Consider the following 22,203-nt stretch of genomic DNA (forward strand, 5'->3'; position numbering starts at 1 on the left):
GAACAACGAGGACGACACCATGCACCAAGAATCCACGCAGCCGCCGGCACCATCGGCAGCCAAGCCGCAGCGCCTGCCGCCCGGCGCCGAGCACCCGTCGCTGCTGGCCGCCATGTTCCGCCCCGGCACGCCAATGTTATGGGTGCCGAGCAGCTATTTCGCCATGGCGCTGACCTACATGATGCTCACCAGCGTGACGTCGATCATGTTCAAGAACCTGGGCATGGACAACGGCAAGGCTGCGGAGTACGCCAGCTACCTGATCCTGGCTTACACCATCAAGCCGCTGTTCGCGCCGTTCGTGGAAATGTACCGGACCAAGAAATTCTTCGTGCTGTGCACGCAGGTCATTGTCGGCATCGGCTTTGCCGGCGTGGCGCTGGCCATGTCGCTGCCCAATTACATGGTGGTGATGGTGTTCCTGTTCGGCCTGCTGTCGTTGGTGGGCGCGACGCAGGACATCGCGTCCGACGGCGTGTACGTCACCTCGCTCGACTCGCGCGCGCAATCGCTGTTCTGCGGCATCCAGAGCCTGAGCTGGAATGTCGGCCCCATCGTTGCCTCGGGCGGCATGGTGTACCTGAGCGGCTGGCTGCACACCCATTATTTCGGCCACCCGGCCGGCGAGTTCGGTCCGCAGTGGATCGAATCGTGGCGCGTGATCTTCTTCATCGTTGCGGCCATCATCATCGTCTCGGCGATCTGGCACGCGCGCGTGATGCCGGACGGCGCCAAGGCCGAGAACGCCCCCAGGTCGGTTGGCGAAGCCGGTTTCATCCTGTGGGACTCGTTCGTCACGTTCTTCCAGAAGCGCGACGTGTGGCTGATGGTGGGCTTTGCCTTCCTGTTCCGCCTCAGCATCGGCCTGCTGGAAAAAATCGGTCCGTTCTTCATGGTCGATCCGGTCGCCAAGGGCGGCCTGGGCCTGTCGAATGAATTGCTGGGGCTGGTCTATGGCACCTACGGCCTGATCGCCGTGCTGGTGGGTTCGCTGCTGGGCGGTATTTTCGTCTCGCGCCGGGGCCTGCCGTCCACCCTGTTCATCCTGTGCTGCGCAGTGAACATTCCGAACGTGACGTTCCTGCTGATGGCCATGTACCAGCCGGAGAGCCTGTGGGTAATCAGCGCCGGCGTGGCGATCGAGAAATTCTTCTACGGTTTCGGCTCGGTGGGCTTCATGATTTACCTGATGCAGCAACTGGCGCCAGGGAAGTACAGCACCACCCACTACGCGTTCGGCACCGGCCTGATGGGCTTGTGCATGATGGTGACCGGCGTGGTGAGCGGCCACCTGCAACAGGCGCTCGGCTATGTGCATTATTTTTGGCTGGTGATGGTGGCAACCATCCCGTCATTCCTGGTGACGTGGTTCGCGCCGTTCCATCACAAGGACTGAGCGACCGCCCGGAGGTCCTCGGCGCGGACCTGGCGCTCGGGGCTCAGCACGCGGGCGATCACCTGCGGGTTGAGCCCGATGTTTTGCAGCATTTCCACGGCACCGGGGGTGCCGATGTCGCGCTGCACCTGCAAGGCCTGGCGCACGATAAATTCGAAGGAGTGCCAGCCTGCCGTTTCTGATGTCTGCGACGTTTCCGGCCGTCGCTGCCGCCTGTCGAGCTCGGGAATCATGGCGCTCTCCTGTTTGACCAGGCGCCAGCTTAGCGCAAGCGCCGCCGTCGTGCACGCGTGCGTCAGGCGTGCGCGCTTACTTGCATGCCGCATTGGACATCGAAGCGGCCTCGCCAGCCGGTACCTGTACCCCGTTCTTTGCGCCCAGCTTCTGCAACTCGCCCGCGCGCACCATCTGGCCAAACAGCAGGTTGTACTGCTGGCGCGCGGCCGCAAACTTCGGCGTGCGCGGAAACGCCAGGTAGCCGTCGATGCGGCCGATGTCGGGGCACAGCACGGTAATCGTACCGTCCAGGCGCAACTCCTTGACCAGCGCGTCGGTATTGCGCTGGTTGCTGGCAAACAGGTCCACGCGCCCCAGCGCCAGCATGCGCAAGCCGTTATCCACTTGCGATACCTCGCCCAGGTCTAACAGCGGCCGCGCCACGTCGAAACTGTCGCCATAGTGCCAGCCGCGCACTGCCACCACGCGCTTGCCCGCCAGGCTGCGGAAGTCGCCCTGCCAGGTGGCGCCGCCCTTGCTGCGCGCATAAAACACCAGGCGGTCGCGGTAAAACGGCTGGTCGAGGAAGTCGAAGCGCTTGAGCCGCTCGGCCGACCGGTAGGGACCGACCAGGATATCGGCCTGGCCGCGCTCCACCATCGCCTGCGCACGCGGCCAGGGATAGAACTGGAAGCGCACCGTGTCGCCGGCACGCGCGGCCAGCGCACGCAGCACGTCCACCGCCAGACCGGTGGGCCGGCCAGCCGCATCCTGCTCGTACACGAGGTGAAAGCTGGCCCCGACCGCCACCCGCTCGATGGCGACGGCGGGCGACCACACGCCAGCGCTGAGCAGTACGGCAAGAAACCAGTTCGTTACCCGCATCCCTTTATCTTTCCGATAAGAAACCATTGCATGGTAGCACAGCATTTGGGGCCATGCCGAGGGCTGCCGCCGCGCTGATGACCCGCTGATGACCCGCTATTTTTAACTGGCGCACGATTGGATCGGCAGGGTAGGATATGCAAAGCTTGAGTATGATGATTCTATGAGGTCTAAAGCAACTTTTACATAATTTTCGGCAACGTCAAACATCCCGCCGCATCACATTACAGCACAAGGAAATGCGCCATGGCTACCAAGATTTTACGGTCCATCAACGTCGGTAGCGAGCCTGGCCATGATCCATCAGCATCGGACATGGAAGATATCCGCCGGCAGATCGAAGAGCGTCTCAGCCAGGCGCTACCCGACCAGGGCCGGTCCGATCCGCTCACGGCCGCCATGCGCGCCGCCACGCTCGGCACCGGCAAGCGTATGCGTCCGCTGCTGCTGATGCTGGTCGCGCGCGACCTCGGCTGCACCTCGCCAGCACTGCTCGACGCCGCCTGCGCGGTGGAACTGGTGCACGCCGCCTCGCTGATCCTCGACGACCTGCCGTGCATGGACGATGCCAAGCTGCGCCGTGGCCTGCCCACCGTGCACCGCCAGTTCGGCGAACATGTCGCCATTCTGGCGTCGGTCGCCCTGCTCAGCCGGGCATTCCAGCTGTTGTCGCAGGCGCCCGACATTCCGGCCCACGTCCGCACCCGGCTGGTCGGCGCGCTGGCCGACACGGTCGGCGCCCAGGGCCTGGTGCGCGGCCAGTTCCTCGACCTGCACGGCAACCCGCAGCGCTCGCTCGACGACATCGCCCGCACCAACGAACTGAAAACCGGCGTGCTGCTGGGCCTGTCGGTGGAAATGGCCGCCATCATTGCCGAGGCCGACGAGCGCGTGCTGCACGCGTTGCGTGCGTTTGCGCTGTCGGCAGGCCAGGCGTTCCAGATCAAGGACGACCTGCTGGACGACACCGACGCCGCCATCACCGGCAAGGATGCCGGCCAGGATGCCGGCAAGGCCACTTTCAACGCCACGCTGGGGCGCGAACGCACGGCCGGCCGCCTGGCCGACCACCTGCGCGAGGCGGACACCTACCTGAGCGACGCCATCGGCGGCAAGCAGGGCACGCGCGGCCTGGTAGGCACGCTGTTCCGCAACGCCGGCCCACTGGCCGCTGCGCGCGCGTCGTGACCGACGGGCAGGTCGCAGCGACCGGCCTGCGGCAGGCTAACGGAGGAGCGCCTGAACTTCCACCCGCGTCCGGCACGGGCGCGCCGGCGTTTCCGCGCCACGCTGGCGTGGTAGCGCCGGCCGTGCCATCAGTGGCAGGTGCAGAGGCGTCCGCATCGGCGCGCCCGCCAGGCGTGGCGGCGTCAATCTGCCCGCGCCATTTCGGCGTGGTGGCGCCGGCGTTTCCCAGTCACTTCAGCGGGCTGGCCGCGCTGGCTGGCGAACTGGTGCGTCGCGGCCACCGCGTGACGTTCCTGCACCGGCCGGATGCGGCCGCCTACCTTGGCGCCAGCATTGCCGGCGCATTGAACGGTGGTGCCGGCCACGCCGCAGGCAATGGCGCTGTCAACCTGGGGGGCAATCGCGCAAACACCCAAAGCGCCGCAGCCCCCCTTGTTCCCGCCATCGCTTTTTACGCGCTGGGCGCCCGGCGCTTTCCGCCCGGCTCGCTGGCAGCAGCGCTGCGCCGTGCCGCCAATCCCGGCAGCCCGCTGGGCCTGCGCAAGGTCATCCTCGACATGGCCGACGCCACCGACATGCTGTGCAAGGAGCTGCCTGCCGCCATTGAGGCGCTGCGCATCGATGCCCTGCTCGGCGACCAGATGGAAGCGGCAGCGGGCCTGGTGGCCGAGGCGCTGCAACTGCCGTTCGTCTCGGTCGCGTGTGCCCTGCCCGTCAACCGCGAAGCAGCCGTGCCGCTGCCGGTGATGCCGTTCGGTTACGACGCCAGCGCGCGCGGCCTGCAAATGGTGGCGGGCAGTACCAGCGTGTACGACTGGATCATGACACCGCACCGGCGCGCCATCGAACGCCAGGCGCGCAACCTGGGGATCTCCCCGCGCGACGCCATGCACGAGTGCCTGTCGCCGCTGGCGCAGATCAGCCAGACGATCGCCGGCTTCGATTTCCCGCGTCGGCACCTGCCCGACCATTTTCACCACGTCGGCCCACTACGTGGCGGTGCCGGAGTCCAGGCGGACATCACGCCACTGCCCGCTTTCGATCCGGACCGGCCGCTGGTGTTCGCCTCGCTCGGCACCTTGCAGGGCCAGCGCTTCGGCGCCTTCGAGCGCATCGCCAGGGCCTGCCGCGCGCTGAATGTACAGCTGCTGGCGGCCCACTGCGGCGGCCTGACCGCGCGACAGGCAAAGGCGATCGAGCAAGCCGGCACACCAGGCGCCACCACCGTGTGCGCCTACGCGCCACAGCAGGCAGCCCTGGCCCGGGCCGACGCCGTGGTTACCCACGCCGGCCTCAATACCGTGATGGATGCGATCGCCACCGGTACGCCGATGCTGGCACTGCCGATCGCCTTCGACCAACCGGGCGTGGCCGCGCGCGTGTGCCATGCGGGCATCGGCCGGCGGGCATCGGCGCGCATCACCGGCGCGGGCGCACTGGCGGCGCACCTGCGCGCCCTGCTCGATGATCCGTCGTACCAGCGCCGCCTGGCGCCGTTATCGAGCGAACTGGCCCGGGCCGGTGGCGCTGCGCGCGCGGCAGATATCGTGGAACAGGCCCTGGCCGACGTTTCTGCCGGAGCAGCAACATGAGGCCTGCCGGCACCAGCGCCACGCTGAACGCGAAGCCGTACGACCTGATCCTGGCCGGCGGCGGCCTGGCCAACGGGTTGATCGCCTGGCGCCTGCGCACGGCGCGCCCTGACTTGCGCATCCTGCTGCTGGAACAGGATGCGCAGATCGGCGGCAACCACACCTGGTCGTTCCACGACAGCGATCTCGATGACGCCCAGCGCGCCTGGATCGCGCCACTGGTCTCGGCCCGTTGGCCGCACTACGAAGTGATTTTTCCGGAACTGAAACGCACGCTGGCCGGCGGCTACGCCAGCATCGCGTCCGACGATTTCGCCCGCGTGCTCGCACCGATACTGGGCGGCACGCTGCGCACCAACACCACCATTGCCTCGATCACTCCAACCTCGGTCACGCTGGTCGATGGCACCGTGCTGCACGCCGGCGCCGTAATCGACGGTCGCGGCCCGGTCCATAGCGACCGGCTGGCGCTGGGCTTCCAGACTTTCCTCGGCCAGGAAGTTCGACTGGCAGCACCGCACGGCCTGACGGCGCCGATCCTGATGGACGCCAGCGTGGCCCAGCAAGGCGGCTACCGCTTCGTGTACGTGCTGCCGTTCGGGCCGGACCGGCTGCTGATCGAAGACACCCATTACGTCGATGCGCCCGAGCGCGATCCCGAACGGCTGCGCGCCAACATCGCCGCCTATGCCGCCGCGCGCGGCTGGACCATCGTCGACGTGCTGCGCGAGGAACGGGGCGCGCTGCCGATTACCCTGGCGTCCGACCACGACGGCTACTGGGACGACCTGCGCGGCCAGCCAAGCAGCGGCCTGCGCGCCGGCCTGTTCCACCCGACCACCGGCTACTCGCTGCCGCACGCGGTGCGGCTGGCCGAGCGCATCGCTGCGCAACCAGATTTACACGCACCAAAACTGTTTGACGCCATCCGCGCGCACGCCACCGGCGAGTGGCGCCGCCAGCGCTTTTTCCGCCTGCTCAACCGCATGCTGTTTTTGGCCGGCGAAGCCGATCACCGCTGGCGCGTGATGCAGCGCTTTTATACGCTGTCCGCGCCCCTGATCGCCCGCTTCTATGCCGGCCGCCCGACGCTGGGCGACCAGCTGCGCGTGGTCTCCGGCAAGCCGCCGGTGCCCGTGGGCCAGGCCGTGGCAGCCGCACTTAAAACCCAACCTCAACAGATCAGGACTTCCGCATGAACCAAGCAAAACAGGCCGTGGTGATCGGCGCCGGCTTCGGCGGCCTCGCGCTCGCCATCCGCCTGCAGGCCTCCGGCATCCAGACCACGCTGCTAGAACAACGTGACAAACCGGGCGGCCGCGCCTACGTGTACCACGACCAGGGTTTCACGTTTGACGCCGGCCCTACCGTGATCACCGATCCGTCCGCCCTCGAAGAACTGTTTACGGCCGCTGGCAAGCGCCTGTCCGACTACGTGGAGATGCTGCCGGTGACGCCGTTCTACCGCCTGTGCTGGGAAGACGGCAGCCACTTCGATTACGCCAACGACCAGGAAGCGCTCGACCGCCAGATCCATGCCCGCAACCCGGACGACGTGGCCGGCTACCAGCGCTTTCTCGCCTACTCGAAAGCCGTGTTCGACGAGGGTTATCTGAAACTGGGCGCGGTGCCGTTCCTGTCGATCCGCGACATGGTGGCCGCCGGCCCGCAACTGGCCAAGCTCGAAGCGTGGAAGAGCGTGTACGGCATGGTGTCGCGCTTCATCAAGGACGAGCAGCTGCGCATGGCGTTCTCGTTCCACTCGCTGCTGGTTGGTGGCAATCCGTTTGCCACCTCGTCGATCTACACGCTGATCCATGCGCTCGAGCGCAAGTGGGGCGTGTGGTTCCCGCGCGGCGGCACCGGCGCCCTGATCAACGGCATGGTCAAGCTGTTCGAGGACATCGGCGGCAAGATCGAACTCAATGCCAAGGTGGCGGCGATCGACACGGCCGGCAACCGCGTGACCGGCGTGCGGCTGGAAGATGGCCGCGCCTTTGCTGCGCAGGCGGTGGCGTCGAACGCCGACGTGGTGCACACGTACGGCAAGCTGCTGGGCCAGCACCCGCGCGGCCCGGCGCAAGCGAAAAACCTGGCCGGCAAGCGCCATTCCAACTCGCTGTTCGTGCTGTACTTTGGCCTGAACCACCACCACAGCCAGCTGCAGCACCACACCGTGTGCTTCGGCCCGCGCTACCAGCCGCTGATCACGGAAATCTTCAACGGCAAAACGCTGGCCGAAGATTTTTCCCTGTACCTGCACGCGCCGTGCGTGACCGATCCGTCGCTGGCGCCCCCCGGTTGCGGCAGCCATTACGTGCTGGCGCCCGTGCCGCACCTGGGCAATGCCGACATCGACTGGGACGTGGAAGGTCCGCGCTACCGCGACCGCATTCTCGCCTACCTGGAAGAGCGCTACATGCCGGGCCTGCGCAGCCAGCTCGTTACCAGCCGCTTCTTCACGCCGTTCGATTTCCGCGACCAGCTCAATGCCCATGTCGGTTCGGCCTTCTCGCTGGAGCCGATCCTCACCCAAAGCGCGTGGTTCCGCCCGCACAACCGCGATGCCGACCTGGCCAACCTGTACCTGGTGGGCGCCGGCACCCACCCGGGCGCCGGTGTACCCGGCGTGGTCGGTTCGGCCAAGGCCACCGCCGGCCTGATGATCGCGGAACTGGCGGGGACGGCGCGATGAACGAAGCGTTGATGGACCACGCCACCGAGACCATCAAGGTGGGCTCGAAAAGCTTTGCGGCCGCCGCCACGCTGTTCCCGGCCGACGTGCGGCGCAGCGTACTGATGCTGTACGCGTGGTGCCGCCATTGCGACGACGTGGTCGATGGCCAGGAACTTGGCTTCGCGCCGGCTGCCGCAGCCCCCGCCCACGACGCGTATGCCGAACTGGCCACGCTGGAAGAACAAACGCGGCGTGCCTATGCGGGCGAGCCGATGACCGAGCCGGCCTTTGCGGCCTTCCAGGAAGTGGCGCTGGGCCACGCGATTGCGCCGCAATACGCGTACGACCACCTGGCCGGTTTTGCCATGGACGTGCACGACGCGCAGTACGAAACCATCGACGACACGCTGCGCTACTGCTACCACGTGGCCGGCGTGGTGGGCCTGATGATGTCCACCATCATGGGTGCCAAGGATGCGGATGTGCTGGACCGCGCCTGCGACCTGGGCCTGGCCTTCCAGCTGACCAATATCGCGCGCGACATCGTCGCCGACGCGGACATCGGCCGCTGCTACCTGCCAGCCGCCTGGCTGCGCGAGGCGGGCATCCCGCCGTCCGAACTGGCGCTGCCCGAACACCGGGCGGCGCTGGCCACCGTGGCGGCCCGGCTGGTCGATTATGCTGAACCGTATTACGACTCGGCCAATGAAGGCATCGTCGCGTTACCCCTGCGCTCGGCGTGGGCGATTGCCACTGCGCGCAATGTCTATCGGCAGATCGGCATCGAGGTCAAGGCGCGTGGCGCGCACGCGTGGGACGAGCGGGTCGGTACGTCGAAAGCGGCCAAGCTGTGGTTGCTGGCCAAGGGGGGCGTGAGTGCGCTCACTTCGAGGTTGCGGAAGATGCAGCCGCGTCCTGCCGGCCTGTGGCAGCGCCCTCCGCCGGAACGGCGTCGCGCTGAAGACGGCCTTCGAGCGCCCCGCCATGCAGCGCCTGCAGCTGGCGCTTGAGCTCGGCCACGGGCGGCGCATACAGGAAGCCGAACGACACCGCGCCGTGCTTGCCCGGCACCGCGTGGTGCATGCGGTGGGCTTGGTACAGGCGCTTGAGGTAACCGCTGCGCGGCGTGTACGAAAACGGCCAGCGCCGATGCACCAGGCCGTCGTGGGCGATGAAGTACAAGGCGCCGTAGGCCGTCATGCCGGCGCCGATCCATTGCAGCGGCGCATGGCCTTCGGTGCCGAAATAAATCAGGGCAATCGCCACGCCGGCAAACACCACGGCAAACAGGTCGTTTTTCTCGAACCAGCCGGTGCGCGGCTCGTGGTGCGACTTATGCCAGCCCCATCCGAAGCCGTGCATGATGTACTTGTGCGCGACGATGGAAAACAGTTCCATGAACACCACGGTCAGCAATACGATAGCTGTATTCAATAACATCGCCACTCCAACACACTCAACACACTTATTACACAAGGAAAACCACATGCGTACAGCCTACCACAAGCCCTCCTTCTCTCGCGCCATGCTGTGGCTGGCCTGCGCCCTGTTTGCCGGATCGGCCTCGGCCGCCAGCGTCGAGGTCAAAGTGAGCGGCGTGGCCGGCGGCAAGGGCAAGATCAATGCGGCCGTCTGCGACAAGGAACACTTCCTCAAGGATTGCACGTACTCCGGCTCGGCGCCGGCGCAAGCGGGCCAGACCACCGTCACCATCGACAACGTGCCAAAAGGTACGTGGGCCGTGCTGGTGTACCAGGATGAAAACCAGAACAACAAGCTCGACCGCAATTTTATTGGCGTGCCGAAGGAAAATTATGCGTTCAGCCGCGATGCACGCGGCAAGTTCGGTCCGCCGGACTTTACCGACGCGGCCATCGAGATCGGTGACGACAAGGTGGTGGTGCCGGTCACGCTGAAATAAAAAAAGCCCCCACGGCAAAGCGCAAGGGCTGAAGACCACAGACAACACTGGATCACATGACATGCATAAGCCATGAAATCGTTTTCATACTACCGAGTATCGGTTAAGGCTGTCAACGTCAGTTTGATGACAATGTTGTTTGGTGGTCAGCTTTTTGCCGGTGCGCCAAGGCGGGCGCTGGCAGCGATCACCAGCATCGCGCAGCCGAGGCCCGCAAACGCCAGGTTCAGGCTCGATGCGTGGGCCACAAAACCGATCACTGCCGGTCCGGCCAGGATGCCAGCGTAGCCGAGCGTGGTAATGGCGCCGATCGCCAGTCCGGCCGGCATGGCCTGCTGGTTGCCGGCGGCGGTAAACAGGATCGGCACCACGTTCGAGGCGCCCAGGCCCACCAGCAAAAAGCCCAGCAGCGCCAACGGCACCGAACTGGCCATCACGGCCGTGAAGAAGCCGAGCGCACCGCACAGGCCGCCCAACAGCAGCACCCGCTTGCCGCCGAGCCGTGCCACCACGCGGTCGCCGGTCAGGCGGCCGATGGTCATGGCCACCGCGAACGCGGCGTAACCGAGGCCGGCGCGCGCCGCATCCATGCCCTGCTCGGCGGTGAGCAGCAAAGCGCTCCAGTCAAGGATGGCGCCTTCGGCCAGGAAGCACAAGAAGCACAGCACGCCGATGAAAATCACGGCGCCGTGCGGCACCACGAACACCGGCGCCTCGCGGTCGGCCGCTTCCGGCTCGCGCAGGAAATGCTGCGCGCCGAACAGCAGCGACAGCGCCACCAGCGCGGCCACGATCACCGTGGCCAGCACCGGGCTCAAGCCCAGCCACAGCATGGCCGCCATCAGGCCGGCGCCGACGAAACCACCGACGCTGAACAGGCCGTGGAAGCCCGACATCAACCGTCCGCCGCTCTCGCGCTCGACGATCACGGCTTGCACATTCATGGCCACGTCCAGCGCACCGAGCGAGGCGCCAAAGCCGAACAGCGCACAACCGAGCGCCAGCGGCGTGGGCGCGAACGCCAGCGCGGGCAGGATCAGGCACACGCACAAGCCTGCCACCAGCATCACGATGCGGCAGCCGTAGCGCGACGTCATCAGGCCAATCGCCGGCATCGCCATCAGCGACCCGGCGCCCAGGCACAGCAGCAGCAAGCCGAGGTCCGCCTCACCGAGTCCCAGCCGCGCCTTGGCGAACGGCACCAGCGGCGCCCACGCCGCCATGGCAAGGCCGGAGGCGAGAAAGGCGAGGCGGGTGGACAGGCGTTGCTGGGGACCGACGTGCATGGGGATTCCGGGAGGTGAGCGAAGTGAACCGTGAAGTATACGGCAACATCGCTTGGGGTGTGCAACGTGGCAAGAAACCTGCTATAACTGTGCTGTCGAAAGAGCGCAGACCAGATGGTAGCCCGGTCACCGCCCCGCTCCGGGGTGGCAGCTTTTCCCTACAGGGTATCCGCGACACCTGATCCGGCTTTTGCCGGTAGTCCAGGTGTGCCTGCGGCATCCGTCCTTTCGTAGGCACGCCTTTCTTAAACCTTGAGAAAGACAGCGACATGAATCTGACCAATAACACCATCCTTATCACCGGCGGCGCTGCCGGCATTGGCTTTGCGCTGGCCCGCGCCCTGGCGTTGCGCGGCAACCGCGTGATCATCTGCGGCCGCAACCAGGCGGCGCTGGACTCGGCCCAGGCGCAGGTACCGGAACTGGTCACGCGCGTATGCGACCTCAACGACAGCGCCAGCCGGGACGCGCTGGTCGGGTGGCTGCGCGCCGCCCACCCCGACCTCAATGTGCTGGTCAACAACGCCGGCGTGCAATACCGGCGCCAGCTGGTCGAGCCGGATGCGCTCGACGGCCTGGAGCTGGAAGTGGCCACCAACTTCACCGCGCCGGTGCTCCTGATCGGCGCCCTGCTGCCAACGCTGCAACGCCACCCGTCGGTGATCATCAATGTCAGTTCGGGCCTGGCGTTTGCGCCGATGGCCGACGTGCCCGTGTATTGCGCAACCAAGGCTGCCCTGCACTCGTACACGCTGAGCCTGCGCCACCAGTTGCGTCACACCAGCGTGCGGGTGGTGGAAATGGCCCCGCCCATCGTCGATACCGGACTGGGCGGCGGCGCGCGCAGCAGCGGCACGGCCAGCGCGCCGATGATGTCGGCAGGCGACTTCGCTGCCGACGCGCTGGCGCAACTGGCCACCGGCCAGGACGAGGTGCTGGTAGGCCTGTCGGCCGGTTCGCGCAAGATGGGCGAGGCGCTGTTTGCGCGCATGAACGGCGCATGAGGTAAATGTGCGCACGATGGTGACAGGAACTGGCACCAGCGTGCGCTACATTGAAGCCTTACCAGCCCAACAGTGAGCATGACCATGATGAAACGACTCGAGTACCAGCAATACGGCGGCCCGCAAGTGATGCGCGTGGCCCCTTTCACCCTGGATGTTCCGGGCAAGGGCCAGGTGGCAGTGCGCGTCACCTCTGCCGCCATCAACCCGATCGACTGGAAAATGCGCCAGGGCGACATGAAAATCGTCACCGGCAAGCGCTTCCCGCGCGCCATGGGCATGGACCTGGCCGGCACAGTGCTGGCGGTGGGGCCGGGCGTGACCCGCTTCCAGGTTGGCGACGAAGTGTTCGGCCAGTCGCGCTTCAAGGAATGCGGCGCGCTGGGCACGGCCGTCATCGCCAACGAAAACGCACTGGCGCGCAAGCCCGCCGGTCTCGACTTCGACCAGGCCGCCTGTCTTGGTTCACCCGGCATCACGGCCTGGAATGCGCTGTTCGACAAGGCCGGTCTGACCGCCGGCCAGCAGGTGTTCATCAATGGCTGCATGGGCGCGGTGGGTGAAGCGGCGGTGCAACTGGCGCGCAGCGCCGGCGTGCGCGTCGCGGGCACGTGCAGCGAGGCCGACATGGAACGGGCGCGCGCGCTCGGTGTCGAGCAGGTGTACGATTACCGCCGCACCGATTTGACCGGCATTGCCACCCGCTACGACGCCGTGTTCGACACGGCCGCCAATCTGACCGGTGCGGTCGGCTTCGGCCTGCTCAAGCCGAGCGGCGTGCTGCTGGACCTGCATCCCACGCCGGGCAAGTTCCTGCGCGCCGTGTTCAACCGCCAATTGAAACTGGTGCTGTGCACGCCGCGCGCCGAATTGCTCGACCAGCTGGCGCGCAAGGCCGGCGACGGCGCGCTGCGCCTGACAATCGGCAAGGTCGCACCGCTCGATGACGCCATCGCCATGATCACGGCACTGGAACAGGGACAACGGCTGGGCGGCAAGGCCGTCATCAGGATGGATGGACCATGACGCGCAGCCACCGCTTGCAGGACCTGATGCAGGTGATGCGCCGTCATCGCGGCACGGTGGCGGGCGCGGTGCTGGCGCGCGAGACCGGCGTGTCGCTGCGCACGCTGCGGCGCGACATCGCCACCCTGCAAACCATGGGCGCCGATATCGCCGGCGAAGCAGGCGTGGGCTACCTGCTAAAACCCGGCTACACCCTGCCGCCGCTCACCTTTACCGAAGAAGAACTGCAGGCGCTGGTGGCCGGTGCGCAATGGGTAAGCCGCCACACCGACGAGGGCCTGGCGCGCGCGGTGCACAACGCGCTGGCCAAGATCGACGCCGTGCTCACGCCCGAGCTGCGCCGCACCCTCGACGACAACGCACTCTACATCAGCCGCCACCAGGACCATGCCAGCGTGGACCTGGGCCGCCTGCGGCGCGCAGTGCGCGAACAGCGCAAGGTACTCATCAGTTCGCTCGACGATGCCGCGCCGCGCACCGCCACCGTGCTCTGGCCGGTGATGCTGGGCTTTGTGGAATCGCGCTGGTCGGTGGCGGCGTGGTGCGAAACCAGCGGCGCATTCCGCGTGCTGCGCGTGGACCGCATCGCCACGCTCGAGTTTCTCGACGACTGCTACCCTGGTCACCGGCGCCAGCTGGTCAAGCAATGGCGTACGGACGTCAACAACCCGTGCACCCGGCGCGATTGCGGTTGATGTTGTGTTGTCAAACTAACTTCGCCCAAAGTTGGTGCGCGAACATACGATGGGTCATCCTTGCCCCATGATCGGTCCTGCCTGATAACACAATCATAAGGAGCAATCATGCAAGCACAACCAGCAGGACCAGGGACCACGGTGGTCAGCCGTGAATCCAGTGACAATTTATCTTCGGGTGTCTCGTGGGGGGCCATCCTGGCCGGCGCCGCAGCGGCCGCAGCCCTGTCGTTCATCCTGCTGATACTCGGCATGGGCCTCGGCCTGTCGTCGGTATCGCCGTACGAATACAACAACGGCGGCGCCCTCGGCACTGCCGCCATCGTCTGGATCGCCTTCACCCAGCTTGCCGCTGCCGGCATCGGCGGCTACATGGCCGGTCGCCTGCGCGCCAAGTGGGCCGGCGTGCAAAGCGATGAAGTGCACTTCCGCGACACCGCCCACGGCCTGCTGGCCTGGGCCGTGGCCACGCTGGTGACCGTTGCCGTACTCGCTGGCGGCATGCGCGCTGTCATCGGCGGCGCCATCGACACCGCCGGCGCCGCCGCACCAGCCGTGACGGCCGGTGTTGCAGCTGCCGGCGCCAACAACGACGACGGTACCAACTACTTCTCCGACATGGTGCTGCGCTCGCCGAACGGCACGCCAGCAACCGACGCCGAACGCGCCGAGATCAACCGCATCCTGCTGGCCGACCTGGCCAACGGCAAGATCAACGCCGACGACCGCAACTACCTGGCGCAAACCATCGCCAAGCGCACCGGTCTGACCCAGGCCGAAGCCGAACAGCGCGTGGACCTGATCTACGCCCAGGCCAAGCAGGCTGCCGCCGACGTCAAGGCCAAAGCCAAGGCTGCTGCCGAAGAAGCACGCAAAGCTGCCGCCCACTCGGCCCTGTGGATGTTCGTGGCCCTGCTGCTGGGCGCCTTCGTTGCCAGCCTGCTGGCCACGGTCGGCGGCCGCCACCGCGACCATGCCCGCGTATACGTACGCACCACCATTTAATCGAAGGAGAACGCCATGCGCTCGATATTGTTACTGCTGATCGGCATTCCGCTGCCCATCGTGATTCTGATTGCGTTGTTCGTGCATTGATTTTTTGCTGACGACGTAGCAGGGCTTCAAGCTGCGCCCTCGTGGTTCTTTGGACTGCGGGGGCGTTGTGCCGTTTACGACGAAGTATGCTAAGGTAATACCTGTCAATACTACAGATGGACCTCGACATGACAGCCAACACTTCCCGGCCAGTATCGGTCAAGCTGGACCCGGAAACCCGCGCCCGCTTGGAGCTGCTTGCGCAGTCCCGCCGCAGAACCCCGCACTGGATGATGCGAGAAGCCGTTGCCCAGTACCTGGAGCGCGAAGAGAAACGCGAATCCTTTCGACAAGACACCCTTAAAGCATGGGAAGAATTCCAGGCCACGGGTTTGCATGCCACCGCCGAAGAAGCCGATGCATGGCTGGCACAACTGGCTGAAGGCAACGACATCGAGCCCCCGGAATGCCACCGCTGATCTGGTCACCGCCGGCGCTGCGCGATGTGCAGCGCCTGTATCGCTTCCTGGCAGACAAAAATCCGGGGGCTGCGAAGCGTGCTGTCCAAGCGATCAGGCAAGGTGTAACGGTCTTGGAAAAGCGGCCGCAGATCGGTAGGCCAGTGGAGGATATGGATGAAGCATTCCGCGAATGGCAAATCGATTTCGGGGACAGCGGCTACGTGGTGCGGTATCGCGTGGCGACTTCTGCAGTGACGATATTGGCGGTGCGACACCAGAAAGAAGCTGGCGGCTGAGGCGCCTGGAGCGGGTGAAGGGAATCGAACCCTCGTATGAAGCTTGGGAAGCTGCCGTTCTACCATTGAACTACACCCGCGTGCCCCGCATTTTACGCGCTGGCGGTAAACAACACCAGCATCACCGCTAAACATGGGCGCCAGGCGAACCGATCGCTTGAACACCCTGCCCCCACCCGCTACATTGGGCGCAACTCACCTCAAGCGGATCCCCCTATGCGCTTCACCACCCAGCTGGCCGCCGGCCTGTTCGCCCTCTCGGCAATATTCACTACCTGCACCACCGCCGCCCCGCTGCGCACCGCACCGGTCGATCCGGCTGCCACACCGACAACCCGCGCCATCTATACTTACTTGCGCGACACCTGGGGCAAGGCCGTCATCGCCGGCCAGTCCGACCTGAGCTGGGACGACAGCATCGACATGGCCGAGCGCGTGCATGCGGATACGGGCAAATACCCGGCCCTGATGGGCTACGACTTCATGGACTATGGCAAGACCGGTCCCGGCCAGTCGGGCCAGCACCAGGTAGAGGAGGCGATCGCCTTTGCTGCCAGGGGCGGCCTGGTGAGTTTTCACTGGCACTGGCGCGATCCGGCGCTGCTCAAGACAGCGCAGGTGAACCAGGCGAATTTCTATGCCGGCGGCGACGATCCGGCCAAGCGCACCAACTTCACCATTCCCATGGCCGATGGCAAGCTCGACCGGCGCAGCCCGGCGTTCGGGCAACTCAACGACGGTATCGACCTGGTCGCCGTGCAGCTCAAGCGCTTGCAGGATGCCGGCGTCACCGTGCTGTGGCGCCCGCTGCACGAGGCGGCGGGCAGTCATGGCGAGGGCTGGTTCTGGTGGGGCCGCGTGCGCACCGATGGCCAGTCTGCCGCCACGGCCCATATCGCGCTATGGCGTCATATGTACGACCGGCTGGTGCGCGTCCACGGCTTGCACAACTTGATCTGGGTGTGGAACGGCCAACACGCAGCGTGGTATCCGGGCGACGACGTGGTCGATATCGTCGGCTACGACGTCTATGACACCACCGACAACCGCACCTACCGCTCGCAAATCGAGACCTACCGCAAGACCGCCGCCATGACGGGTGAACCCAAGCCGGTGGCGCTGACCGAAACCAGCTATATACCCGATCCCGATGCGATGGCGAAAGATGGCGCGTGGTGGTTGTGGTTCATGGTGTGGAACGATGGCGGCGGGCCGGCAGGTGTGACCGATGCCAACAACTTCTGGACCGGCGAGCAGTACAACACCAGTGCCCACAAGCGCGAGGTATACCAGCATCCGAATGTGATCACGCTCGACAAACTGCCGCGCTTTCAGAATCCCTGATTCGTCCAGGCAGACGGTACGCTGCCCGCCGCCGCCAGCGCGGGCGCCACCGCCTCCAGCACGATGTCGCGCAGGCGCTGCGTCACCGGCGCCGGCTGCGCTTCCGCTTGCAACAGCGTGATGCCAATGGTGGGCAACGGCGGCAAGGCGGACGGCGGCAGCAAGCGCACGGTGGCAGGCACGCCCACCGCCGTGCGCACCGTCACGCCAAGGCCGGCGGCCACCGCCGCCCACACTCCGGACAAGCTGGTACTGGTGAACGCGATGCGCCAGGCGATGCCGGCCCGGTCCAGCGCGTTGATGGCGGCCGCCCGCATCAGGCATGGCGCATCGAGCACCACCAGTGGCAATGGCGCCGGGCCCGGCTGCGTTTGTGCCTGCGTTTGCGGCAGCAGCAACGGCTCGCTGGCGGCTGCCAGCCAGCGCAGCGGCAACCGGCCCAGCGCTGCTGCATGGGGCCATGTCACCCCACCGTTATCCCAGGCCAGCGCCAGGTCGAGCTGGCCGGCCGTGATCTGTTCCAGCAACTGGACGTTGCGCGCAACCCGGGCGTCGATGCACACCTGGGGATGGGCGCGGGCGAAGCGCCCCAGCACGTCGGTGAGCAAGTGCTCGCCGAAGTCCTGCTGCATGCCGAGCCGCACGCTGCCCGCCAGCGTGGCGCCGCGCAGCGCCGTCACCGCCTCGTCGTTGAGCGCCAGCAAACGGCGGGCGTAGATGTGCCGCCCACCGACCGCTTCCAGCTATTCCACCAGCACGAGGCGCACGAAATGAGTTGCGATCCCCATTACGAGGTGGCCGATGGTGCGCAGCGCTCAGCCGGCTGGCTGGTGTTTGCAATTACCATCGGCAAGCCCCGCACGGCAGCCGTCAAGCAGGCGTTCTACCGCAAGCTGGTGCAAAAGCTGGCGCAATCGCCGGGCGTGCGGCCGCAGGATGTGATGGTCACCATCCTGCCCGCCCAGCCCGAGGACTGGTCGTTTGCCGATGGCGCGCCGGCCAGTTCGCTGGGACCGGTGGCCGGCTCATAGGCCGCGCACGCTTGAACTGTTCAAGCGTGCCACACTGATGCAAAATGGCAAAGCTTCCACCATCGACCAGAGGACTTTCCATGAAATCAGTTGTTTCGCTCAGTGTTGCGCTCGCTCTCGCCGCACCGCTGGCACTGGCCCAGCCCCCCACCTCCCAGGCTCCGGTTCAAACTGCTGCGCCCGTTGACCCGATCGCCACCCTGGTCGGCCAGCTGGAGCTGGAAAAATACAAGGCCACCATCAAGAGCCTGACCCTGTTCGGCGACCGCCGCCAGGGCACCCAGCGCAACCGCGATGCACTCGACTGGATCGAGGCGCAACTGAAATCCTATGGCTGCACCAACACCGAACGGCTGCAATACCAGTACACGGAACTGGCCAAGGATGCGCCGCGTCCCAAGCGCGCGCCGGGCATTGCCAGCGGCGGCGCCGGCGGCCCGCCGGGCCAGGGCGGCAGCACGCTGTTCGGCAACCGCATCAAGACCGGCGTGAATAACGATCCGATGCTGCAGCCCGACGAAAAGCTGCGGGCGCTGAACGCCGAGCAAACGCCGGTGGGCACATCGCTGCGCGAGAACGTCTATTGCACCAAGGTAGGCAGCAAGCATCCCGAGGAAATGTACATCGTCAGCGCCCACATGGACGGCATCGGGTTCGGTGAGGCCGCCAACGACGACGGCTCGGGCACGGCGCTGGTGATGGAACTGGCGCGCATCTTCAGCGCACCGGGTGTGGAAACCGACCGCTCGATCCGCTTCATCCTGTGGAACAACGAAGAGACCGGCCTGAACGGCGCCGCCGCCTACGTCGAGCAGCGCAAGGGTTTGCAGGGGAAAGAGTCGCCGAAAGGCTCGGGCAAGTACCCGGAACCGAAATGGCTGGGCATGATCCAGCACGACATGATGTTGTTCGACCATGGCATGCCGTTCCAGAAGATCGATGGCTATGGCAAGCCGGTGGTCGATGAACACGGCGAGCCGGTGTTCGTGGCGCCGCCGGAGCAGCGCCTGGAAGCCGATGTCAACATCGAATACCAGTCGCAGTCGAAGCAGGCCGAAGGCTCGGCCAAGCTGGCCTGGCACTTCCGCAGCGCCAACGACAAGTACGCCACGCACTACCCGGCAGCGGTCGGCTTCCACATGACCAACACCGATTCGACGCCGTTCATGGACCTGGTGCCGTCGATTTCGCTGCGCGAGAACGAACGCGGGCAACAGATCGGCGCCGGCTGGGATCCGCACTGGCACCAGCCGACCGACCTGTATAAAAACTTCTCGGACAAGGACTTCATGCTGGGACTGAACGCCGCCCAGACCACGCTGTCGGGCGTGGCGCAACTGGCCGGCGTGCGGATCAAGCAGTAAGGTTATTCCGGCTTTTCCACCACGTAGCCCCTGGCCTGCAAGGCCGCCATATAGCCTTTCGGGTCGAGCAGGTCGTTCAGCGACAGCGTGGCGAAGGTCGAGGTATTGGCCGCCAGCGATTTTTCGGCAGCGGCCAACCAGCGTTCCTGCATGCGCGCCTCGATCGAGCGCATGCCGGGGCGGTTCTGCATCACCGCGCTGTTGAGGACGGCCGCATTGCAGGCGCCGCGACGGTCGGCATAGCTGAGCTTTTCGATGGCGGCCAGGTCGCCCCTGGCCCAGGCATTGGCGCGCACGCGCATGGCGTCGACGTCTTCCTCGAGCCGCGCCAGCGTGTTGGCGAAACAGGTGGCGTCCTCCAGCGGCGTCTTCTTGAACTCGCGCAGCATGGTGACCGGATCGTCCACCTCGAGCTGCACCTGGGTGCCGGTTTGCTTGATGCCGCTTTGCTTGATCAACTTGCCCAGTGACCTGCTCAGTTCCCCTTCGTACAGGCCGGCCTGATTGATCGCCTTGTCGTACAGCGTTGCCGCGGCAAAGATCGGCCGTTCGCGCTCGACACCATCGTCGTCGCCCAGGTACTTCGCCTTGAGCACCAGCCAGCGCGCATAGACCGGCTCCGGCACCAGGTCCTTCAACCGGGCGCCGTCGGGGCTTTTCTTGAAACCGATGGCGAACGGCAGCATCGCCGCCTGCTTGAGCCAGCCCACTTCCGCGTGCGCGCCCGGCGGTTGCAGGTATTCCTGCGACTGCGCCAGGATCGATTCCACCTGCTGCGAGCGCCATTCCATGTTCTTGGGCAGCGGACCATAGGTGCCAAACACCCACAGCACGTGGTCGCCCTTGCTCACTTTCCACAGGCCGGGGCCCGGGCGCTGGCCCGTGACCAGGATGGTGTCGAGCAGTGGCGCCTGGTCGGCGGTGGTGTCGGCGGCAACCTCGGGGACGACATTGGCCGCCGGCGCCGGCGGTGCTTCGGTCTGCGCCCGGGCCGGCAGCCCCGCCAGCGACAAAGAAACCATGAAGATCAGACGGGACCACAATGACAAGCGCAACATATTGTCCTTTCAGGAACGATGATGTTGCTGATTGTATATTTCAATATAGCAACCAGGCGATAGCGGACGTAAAGTATCGCCCGCCGCTACCGCGCGTAGCGTTTTCCGGCTCAGGCGCTGGCGATCGCTGGCAGGTTGTCGAGCCGGGCGTGCGCCTGCGCCAGTTGTTCGGGGTCGAGCCGGGCGGCGGCGCTGGCCAGGTAGCGGGCGGCGGCCGCGTGGCCGCTGCGGTGGGCCAGCGCCAGCCAGGTCCAGGCCTGGGCGGCGTCGGCGCGGGCGCCCTGGCCTGCCAGGTACATCAGCCCCAGGTTGAACTGCGCGCGCACGTGGCCCTGCGCGGCGGCCAGCGCATACCAGTGCAGCGCCTGGGCGTAATCCTGCGCCACGCCCTGGCCGTTGTCGTAGCGCAGGCCGAGCGCGAACTGCGCCAGCGTGTGGCCCTGGCGCGCCGCACGGGCGTACCAGTGGCCGGCCTGTTGCGGGTCTGGCTGCGGGCTGACATCGCGGTCGTACAGCAGGCCAAGGTGGTACTGGGCGGCCGCGTAATCCTGCTCGGCGGCGCGGCGGTACCAGGCCTGCGCCTGGCGCAGGTCGTGCGGCGCGCCGCGTGCCGTCTCGTAGCGCAGGCCCAGGTCGAACTGGGCGCGCAGGTGGCCCTGCTCGGCGGCCTTGCGGTACCAGTCGGTCGCCGCTTGCGCATCGGCCGGCACGCCGTGGCCGGCGTCATGCAACTGGCCCAGGTGGTACTGCGCGCCGGGGAAGTTCTGCGCGGCCGCCTTGCCGTACCAGGCGTGCGCTTCCACGTAGTCCTGTACCACGCCCTGGCCGTGGTGGTAGCGCAGCCCGAGGTTGTTCTGCGCGCCTGCGTGGCCCTTGGCGGCGGCCTTGCGATACCAGTCCAGCGCCTTCTGTTCGTCGCGCGGTACGCCCTGGCCGTTATCGTAGATCAGGCCCAGGTTGAACTGCGAACTGGCGTGGTCCTGTTCGGCCGCGCGGCGATACCAGAGGATGGCCTTCTGGCTGTCCTGCGCCACGCCGTCGCCCTTGTCGAAGCGCAGCGCCAGGTTGAACTGCGCCGGCGCGTAGCCCTGTTCGGCCGCCTTGCGGTACCACGACATGGCCTGCCCCACGTCGGCCATCTCCGGGGTCAGGCCCTGGCTGTTTTCGTAGCGCAGTCCCAGCTGGTACTGGGCGCGCGCATACCCTTGCTCGGCAGCCTTGCGGTACCAGTGCAGCGCTTGCGCCGGGTCTTGCGGCACGCCCTTGCCGGTGTCGTACATCATGGCCAGGTTGTTCTGGGCGCCGGCGTCGCCCTGGGCGGCGGCCTTGCTGAACCAGTGCATGGCCTGGCGCGTGTCGGCCGCCACGCCCTGCCCCCTGGCGTACAGCCAACCGAGGTTGTACTGGGCGGCAGCGTAACCCTGGCTTGCCGCCAGCTGGTACCAGGCGGCGGCCTCCTGAAAGTCCTGCGCCACGCCCTGCCCTTTCTGGAACATCACGCCCAGGTTGTACTGCGCCTGCGGCATGCCCTGCAATGCCGCCTGGCGGTACCACACCACGGCCAGCTCGTAGCTGGGCGCCACGCCCTGGCCGTTGAAATACATGAAACCCAGGCTGTGCTGGGCGCCGGCCACACCGCGTTCGGCCTGGGCCTTGGTGCGCAGGAATTCGGCCGTCGGCTGCTGCACGGCAGTGGGTGGCTTGGTAGGAGTGGTCATGCGCATCGGT

Annotated in this window: 22 protein-coding genes, 1 tRNA gene and 1 pseudogene; 16 read left to right on the plus strand and 8 right to left on the minus strand. The window is 66.3% G+C overall.

Annotated features, from left to right (window positions below):
* The first annotated feature begins 19 nt into the window (after window positions 1–19).
* Window positions 20–1,396 carry an MFS transporter gene (locus tag ASF04_RS03470; RefSeq protein WP_229204896.1) on the plus strand — a complete coding sequence of 459 codons (1,377 nt, stop codon included), beginning with the start codon at window positions 20–22 and terminating at the stop codon, window positions 1,394–1,396.
* Here the strand turns inward: ASF04_RS03470 and ASF04_RS03475 are convergent.
* Window positions 1,384–1,629, minus strand: coding sequence for a hypothetical protein (locus ASF04_RS03475; RefSeq protein WP_056138124.1), 246 nt, complete (start codon window positions 1,627–1,629; stop codon window positions 1,384–1,386). The two genes, ASF04_RS03470 and ASF04_RS03475, sit on opposite strands and share 13 nt — an antisense overlap.
* A 76-nt stretch (window positions 1,630–1,705) precedes the next feature.
* Window positions 1,706–2,497, minus strand: coding sequence for an ABC transporter substrate-binding protein (locus ASF04_RS03480; RefSeq protein ID WP_056138126.1), 792 nt, complete (start codon window positions 2,495–2,497; stop codon window positions 1,706–1,708).
* A 246-nt stretch (window positions 2,498–2,743) separates the two neighbouring features.
* Between ASF04_RS03480 and ASF04_RS03485 the strand changes: the two genes are divergently transcribed.
* The 5 genes from ASF04_RS03485 to crtB are packed head-to-tail and all read left to right on the plus strand — an operon-like array spanning window position 2,744 to window position 8,964.
* Window positions 2,744–3,685, plus strand: coding sequence for a polyprenyl synthetase family protein (locus ASF04_RS03485; protein WP_056138127.1), 942 nt, complete (start codon window positions 2,744–2,746; stop codon window positions 3,683–3,685).
* Window positions 3,682–5,277, plus strand: coding sequence for a glycosyltransferase (locus ASF04_RS03490; protein WP_229204897.1), 1,596 nt, complete (start codon window positions 3,682–3,684; stop codon window positions 5,275–5,277). Before ASF04_RS03485 ends, ASF04_RS03490 begins: the two co-directional genes overlap by 4 nt.
* Complete coding sequence (crtY, locus tag ASF04_RS03495; RefSeq protein WP_056138130.1) at window positions 5,274–6,476, plus strand: lycopene beta-cyclase CrtY; 1,203 nt, start codon at window positions 5,274–5,276, stop codon at window positions 6,474–6,476. The genes ASF04_RS03490 and crtY overlap by 4 nt, the downstream gene beginning before the upstream one ends.
* A complete protein-coding gene (locus ASF04_RS03500; RefSeq protein ID WP_056138132.1) occupies window positions 6,473–7,972 on the plus strand; it encodes a phytoene desaturase in 1,500 nt (499 codons plus the stop codon). The genes crtY and ASF04_RS03500 overlap by 4 nt, the downstream gene beginning before the upstream one ends.
* Window positions 7,969–8,964: a 15-cis-phytoene synthase CrtB gene (gene crtB / locus ASF04_RS03505; protein ID WP_056138135.1), complete on the plus strand. Its 996-nt coding sequence runs from the start codon at window positions 7,969–7,971 to the stop codon at window positions 8,962–8,964. Before ASF04_RS03500 ends, crtB begins: the two co-directional genes overlap by 4 nt.
* A gap of 40 nt (window positions 8,965–9,004) precedes the next feature.
* Here the strand turns inward: crtB and ASF04_RS28005 are convergent.
* Window positions 9,005–9,442, minus strand: a pseudogene (locus ASF04_RS28005) (sterol desaturase family protein); the annotation flags it as partial.
* Here ASF04_RS28005 and ASF04_RS03510 point away from each other — a divergent pair.
* Entirely contained in the window at window positions 9,441–9,875 is a 435-nt protein-coding gene (locus tag ASF04_RS03510; RefSeq protein WP_056138136.1) for a DUF2141 domain-containing protein, read from the plus strand. The pseudogene ASF04_RS28005 and the gene ASF04_RS03510 sit on opposite strands and share 2 nt — an antisense overlap.
* A 146-nt stretch (window positions 9,876–10,021) precedes the next feature.
* On the opposite strand, the gene ASF04_RS03515 is transcribed toward ASF04_RS03510, so the two are convergent.
* Complete coding sequence (locus tag ASF04_RS03515) at window positions 10,022–11,161, minus strand: MFS transporter (protein ID WP_056138138.1); 1,140 nt, start codon at window positions 11,159–11,161, stop codon at window positions 10,022–10,024.
* A 269-nt stretch (window positions 11,162–11,430) separates the two neighbouring features.
* Here ASF04_RS03515 and ASF04_RS03520 point away from each other — a divergent pair, with 269 nt between their 5' ends.
* The 6 genes from ASF04_RS03520 to ASF04_RS03545 all read left to right on the plus strand — a co-directional run bounded on the left by ASF04_RS03520 (window position 11,431) and on the right by ASF04_RS03545 (window position 15,678).
* On the plus strand, window positions 11,431–12,165 hold the full coding sequence (locus tag ASF04_RS03520; protein ID WP_056138140.1) for an SDR family oxidoreductase: 735 nt from the start codon (window positions 11,431–11,433) through the stop codon (window positions 12,163–12,165).
* Window positions 12,166–12,249: 84 nt separating this feature from the next.
* Entirely contained in the window at window positions 12,250–13,191 is a 942-nt protein-coding gene (locus ASF04_RS03525) for an NAD(P)-dependent alcohol dehydrogenase (RefSeq protein ID WP_229204898.1), read from the plus strand.
* Window positions 13,188–13,886, plus strand: a complete 699-nt coding sequence (locus tag ASF04_RS03530) for a YafY family protein (RefSeq protein ID WP_056138142.1) — start codon at window positions 13,188–13,190, stop codon at window positions 13,884–13,886. The genes ASF04_RS03525 and ASF04_RS03530 overlap by 4 nt, the downstream gene beginning before the upstream one ends.
* A 108-nt stretch (window positions 13,887–13,994) precedes the next feature.
* Window positions 13,995–14,891, plus strand: a complete 897-nt coding sequence (locus ASF04_RS03535) for a hypothetical protein (protein ID WP_056138144.1) — start codon at window positions 13,995–13,997, stop codon at window positions 14,889–14,891.
* A 218-nt stretch (window positions 14,892–15,109) separates the two neighbouring features.
* Entirely contained in the window at window positions 15,110–15,400 is a 291-nt protein-coding gene (locus ASF04_RS03540; RefSeq protein WP_056138440.1) for a CopG family ribbon-helix-helix protein, read from the plus strand.
* The gene (locus ASF04_RS03545; RefSeq protein WP_056138146.1) at window positions 15,388–15,678 is read left to right on the plus strand and encodes a type II toxin-antitoxin system RelE/ParE family toxin; all 291 of its coding nucleotides are present in this window, start codon (window positions 15,388–15,390) and stop codon (window positions 15,676–15,678) included. Before ASF04_RS03540 ends, ASF04_RS03545 begins: the two co-directional genes overlap by 13 nt.
* 6 nt (window positions 15,679–15,684) lie before the next feature.
* Here the strand turns inward: ASF04_RS03545 and ASF04_RS03550 are convergent.
* Window positions 15,685–15,758: transfer RNA gene (locus ASF04_RS03550), tRNA-Gly, on the minus strand.
* A 136-nt stretch (window positions 15,759–15,894) separates the two neighbouring features.
* On the opposite strand from ASF04_RS03550, the gene ASF04_RS03555 reads away from it, so the two are divergent.
* Window positions 15,895–17,022, plus strand: coding sequence for a glycosyl hydrolase (locus ASF04_RS03555; RefSeq protein ID WP_056138148.1), 1,128 nt, complete (start codon window positions 15,895–15,897; stop codon window positions 17,020–17,022).
* Here ASF04_RS03555 and ASF04_RS03560 read toward each other — a convergent pair.
* A complete protein-coding gene (locus ASF04_RS03560) occupies window positions 17,010–17,726 on the minus strand; it encodes a LysR substrate-binding domain-containing protein (RefSeq protein ID WP_229204899.1) in 717 nt (238 codons plus the stop codon). The genes ASF04_RS03555 and ASF04_RS03560 overlap by 13 nt on opposite strands.
* 15 nt (window positions 17,727–17,741) lie before the next feature.
* Between ASF04_RS03560 and ASF04_RS03565 the strand changes: the two genes are divergently transcribed.
* Both ASF04_RS03565 and ASF04_RS03570 read left to right on the plus strand, forming a co-directional pair.
* A complete protein-coding gene (locus ASF04_RS03565) occupies window positions 17,742–18,053 on the plus strand; it encodes a tautomerase family protein (protein WP_229204900.1) in 312 nt (103 codons plus the stop codon).
* A gap of 80 nt (window positions 18,054–18,133) precedes the next feature.
* Window positions 18,134–19,417 carry a M28 family peptidase gene (locus tag ASF04_RS03570; RefSeq protein ID WP_056138150.1) on the plus strand — a complete coding sequence of 428 codons (1,284 nt, stop codon included), beginning with the start codon at window positions 18,134–18,136 and terminating at the stop codon, window positions 19,415–19,417.
* A gap of 2 nt (window positions 19,418–19,419) precedes the next feature.
* Here the strand turns inward: ASF04_RS03570 and ASF04_RS03575 are convergent, their stop codons facing one another.
* On the minus strand, window positions 19,420–20,439 hold the full coding sequence (locus ASF04_RS03575) for a TraB/GumN family protein (protein WP_156368517.1): 1,020 nt from the start codon (window positions 20,437–20,439) through the stop codon (window positions 19,420–19,422).
* A gap of 146 nt (window positions 20,440–20,585) precedes the next feature.
* On the minus strand, window positions 20,586–22,199 hold the full coding sequence (locus ASF04_RS03580) for a tetratricopeptide repeat protein (RefSeq protein ID WP_056138154.1): 1,614 nt from the start codon (window positions 22,197–22,199) through the stop codon (window positions 20,586–20,588).
* Between the last annotated feature and the right edge of the window lie 4 nt (window positions 22,200–22,203).

Origin of the sequence: Duganella sp. Leaf61 (assembly GCF_001421905.1) — a bacterium.
In the GTDB taxonomy this organism is placed as follows: Bacteria; Pseudomonadota; Gammaproteobacteria; order Burkholderiales; family Burkholderiaceae_D; genus Rugamonas; species Rugamonas zoogloeoides.

What these genes read in the sequence shown, in the direction of transcription:
- ASF04_RS03575 (WP_156368517.1), bottom strand. Translation starts at nt 20,439, where the DNA reads ATGGTTTCTTTGTCGCTGGCGGGGCTGCCGGCCCGGGCGCAGACCGAA.
- ASF04_RS03525 (WP_229204898.1), top strand. Translation starts at nt 12,250, where the DNA reads ATGATGAAACGACTCGAGTACCAGCAATACGGCGGCCCGCAAGTGATG.
- ASF04_RS03570 (WP_056138150.1), top strand. Translation starts at nt 18,134, where the DNA reads ATGAAATCAGTTGTTTCGCTCAGTGTTGCGCTCGCTCTCGCCGCACCG.
- ASF04_RS03520 (WP_056138140.1), top strand. Translation starts at nt 11,431, where the DNA reads ATGAATCTGACCAATAACACCATCCTTATCACCGGCGGCGCTGCCGGC.
- crtB (WP_056138135.1), top strand. Translation starts at nt 7,969, where the DNA reads ATGAACGAAGCGTTGATGGACCACGCCACCGAGACCATCAAGGTGGGC.
- ASF04_RS03500 (WP_056138132.1), top strand. Translation starts at nt 6,473, where the DNA reads ATGAACCAAGCAAAACAGGCCGTGGTGATCGGCGCCGGCTTCGGCGGC.
- ASF04_RS03580 (WP_056138154.1), bottom strand. Translation starts at nt 22,199, where the DNA reads ATGCGCATGACCACTCCTACCAAGCCACCCACTGCCGTGCAGCAGCCG.
- ASF04_RS03540 (WP_056138440.1), top strand. Translation starts at nt 15,110, where the DNA reads ATGACAGCCAACACTTCCCGGCCAGTATCGGTCAAGCTGGACCCGGAA.
- ASF04_RS03510 (WP_056138136.1), top strand. Translation starts at nt 9,441, where the DNA reads ATGCGTACAGCCTACCACAAGCCCTCCTTCTCTCGCGCCATGCTGTGG.
- ASF04_RS03515 (WP_056138138.1), bottom strand. Translation starts at nt 11,161, where the DNA reads ATGCACGTCGGTCCCCAGCAACGCCTGTCCACCCGCCTCGCCTTTCTC.
- ASF04_RS03535 (WP_056138144.1), top strand. Translation starts at nt 13,995, where the DNA reads ATGCAAGCACAACCAGCAGGACCAGGGACCACGGTGGTCAGCCGTGAA.
- ASF04_RS03470 (WP_229204896.1), top strand. Translation starts at nt 20, where the DNA reads ATGCACCAAGAATCCACGCAGCCGCCGGCACCATCGGCAGCCAAGCCG.
- ASF04_RS03475 (WP_056138124.1), bottom strand. Translation starts at nt 1,629, where the DNA reads ATGATTCCCGAGCTCGACAGGCGGCAGCGACGGCCGGAAACGTCGCAG.
- ASF04_RS03480 (WP_056138126.1), bottom strand. Translation starts at nt 2,497, where the DNA reads ATGCGGGTAACGAACTGGTTTCTTGCCGTACTGCTCAGCGCTGGCGTG.
- ASF04_RS03545 (WP_056138146.1), top strand. Translation starts at nt 15,388, where the DNA reads ATGCCACCGCTGATCTGGTCACCGCCGGCGCTGCGCGATGTGCAGCGC.
- ASF04_RS03530 (WP_056138142.1), top strand. Translation starts at nt 13,188, where the DNA reads ATGACGCGCAGCCACCGCTTGCAGGACCTGATGCAGGTGATGCGCCGT.
- ASF04_RS03485 (WP_056138127.1), top strand. Translation starts at nt 2,744, where the DNA reads ATGGCTACCAAGATTTTACGGTCCATCAACGTCGGTAGCGAGCCTGGC.
- crtY (WP_056138130.1), top strand. Translation starts at nt 5,274, where the DNA reads ATGAGGCCTGCCGGCACCAGCGCCACGCTGAACGCGAAGCCGTACGAC.
- ASF04_RS03555 (WP_056138148.1), top strand. Translation starts at nt 15,895, where the DNA reads ATGCGCTTCACCACCCAGCTGGCCGCCGGCCTGTTCGCCCTCTCGGCA.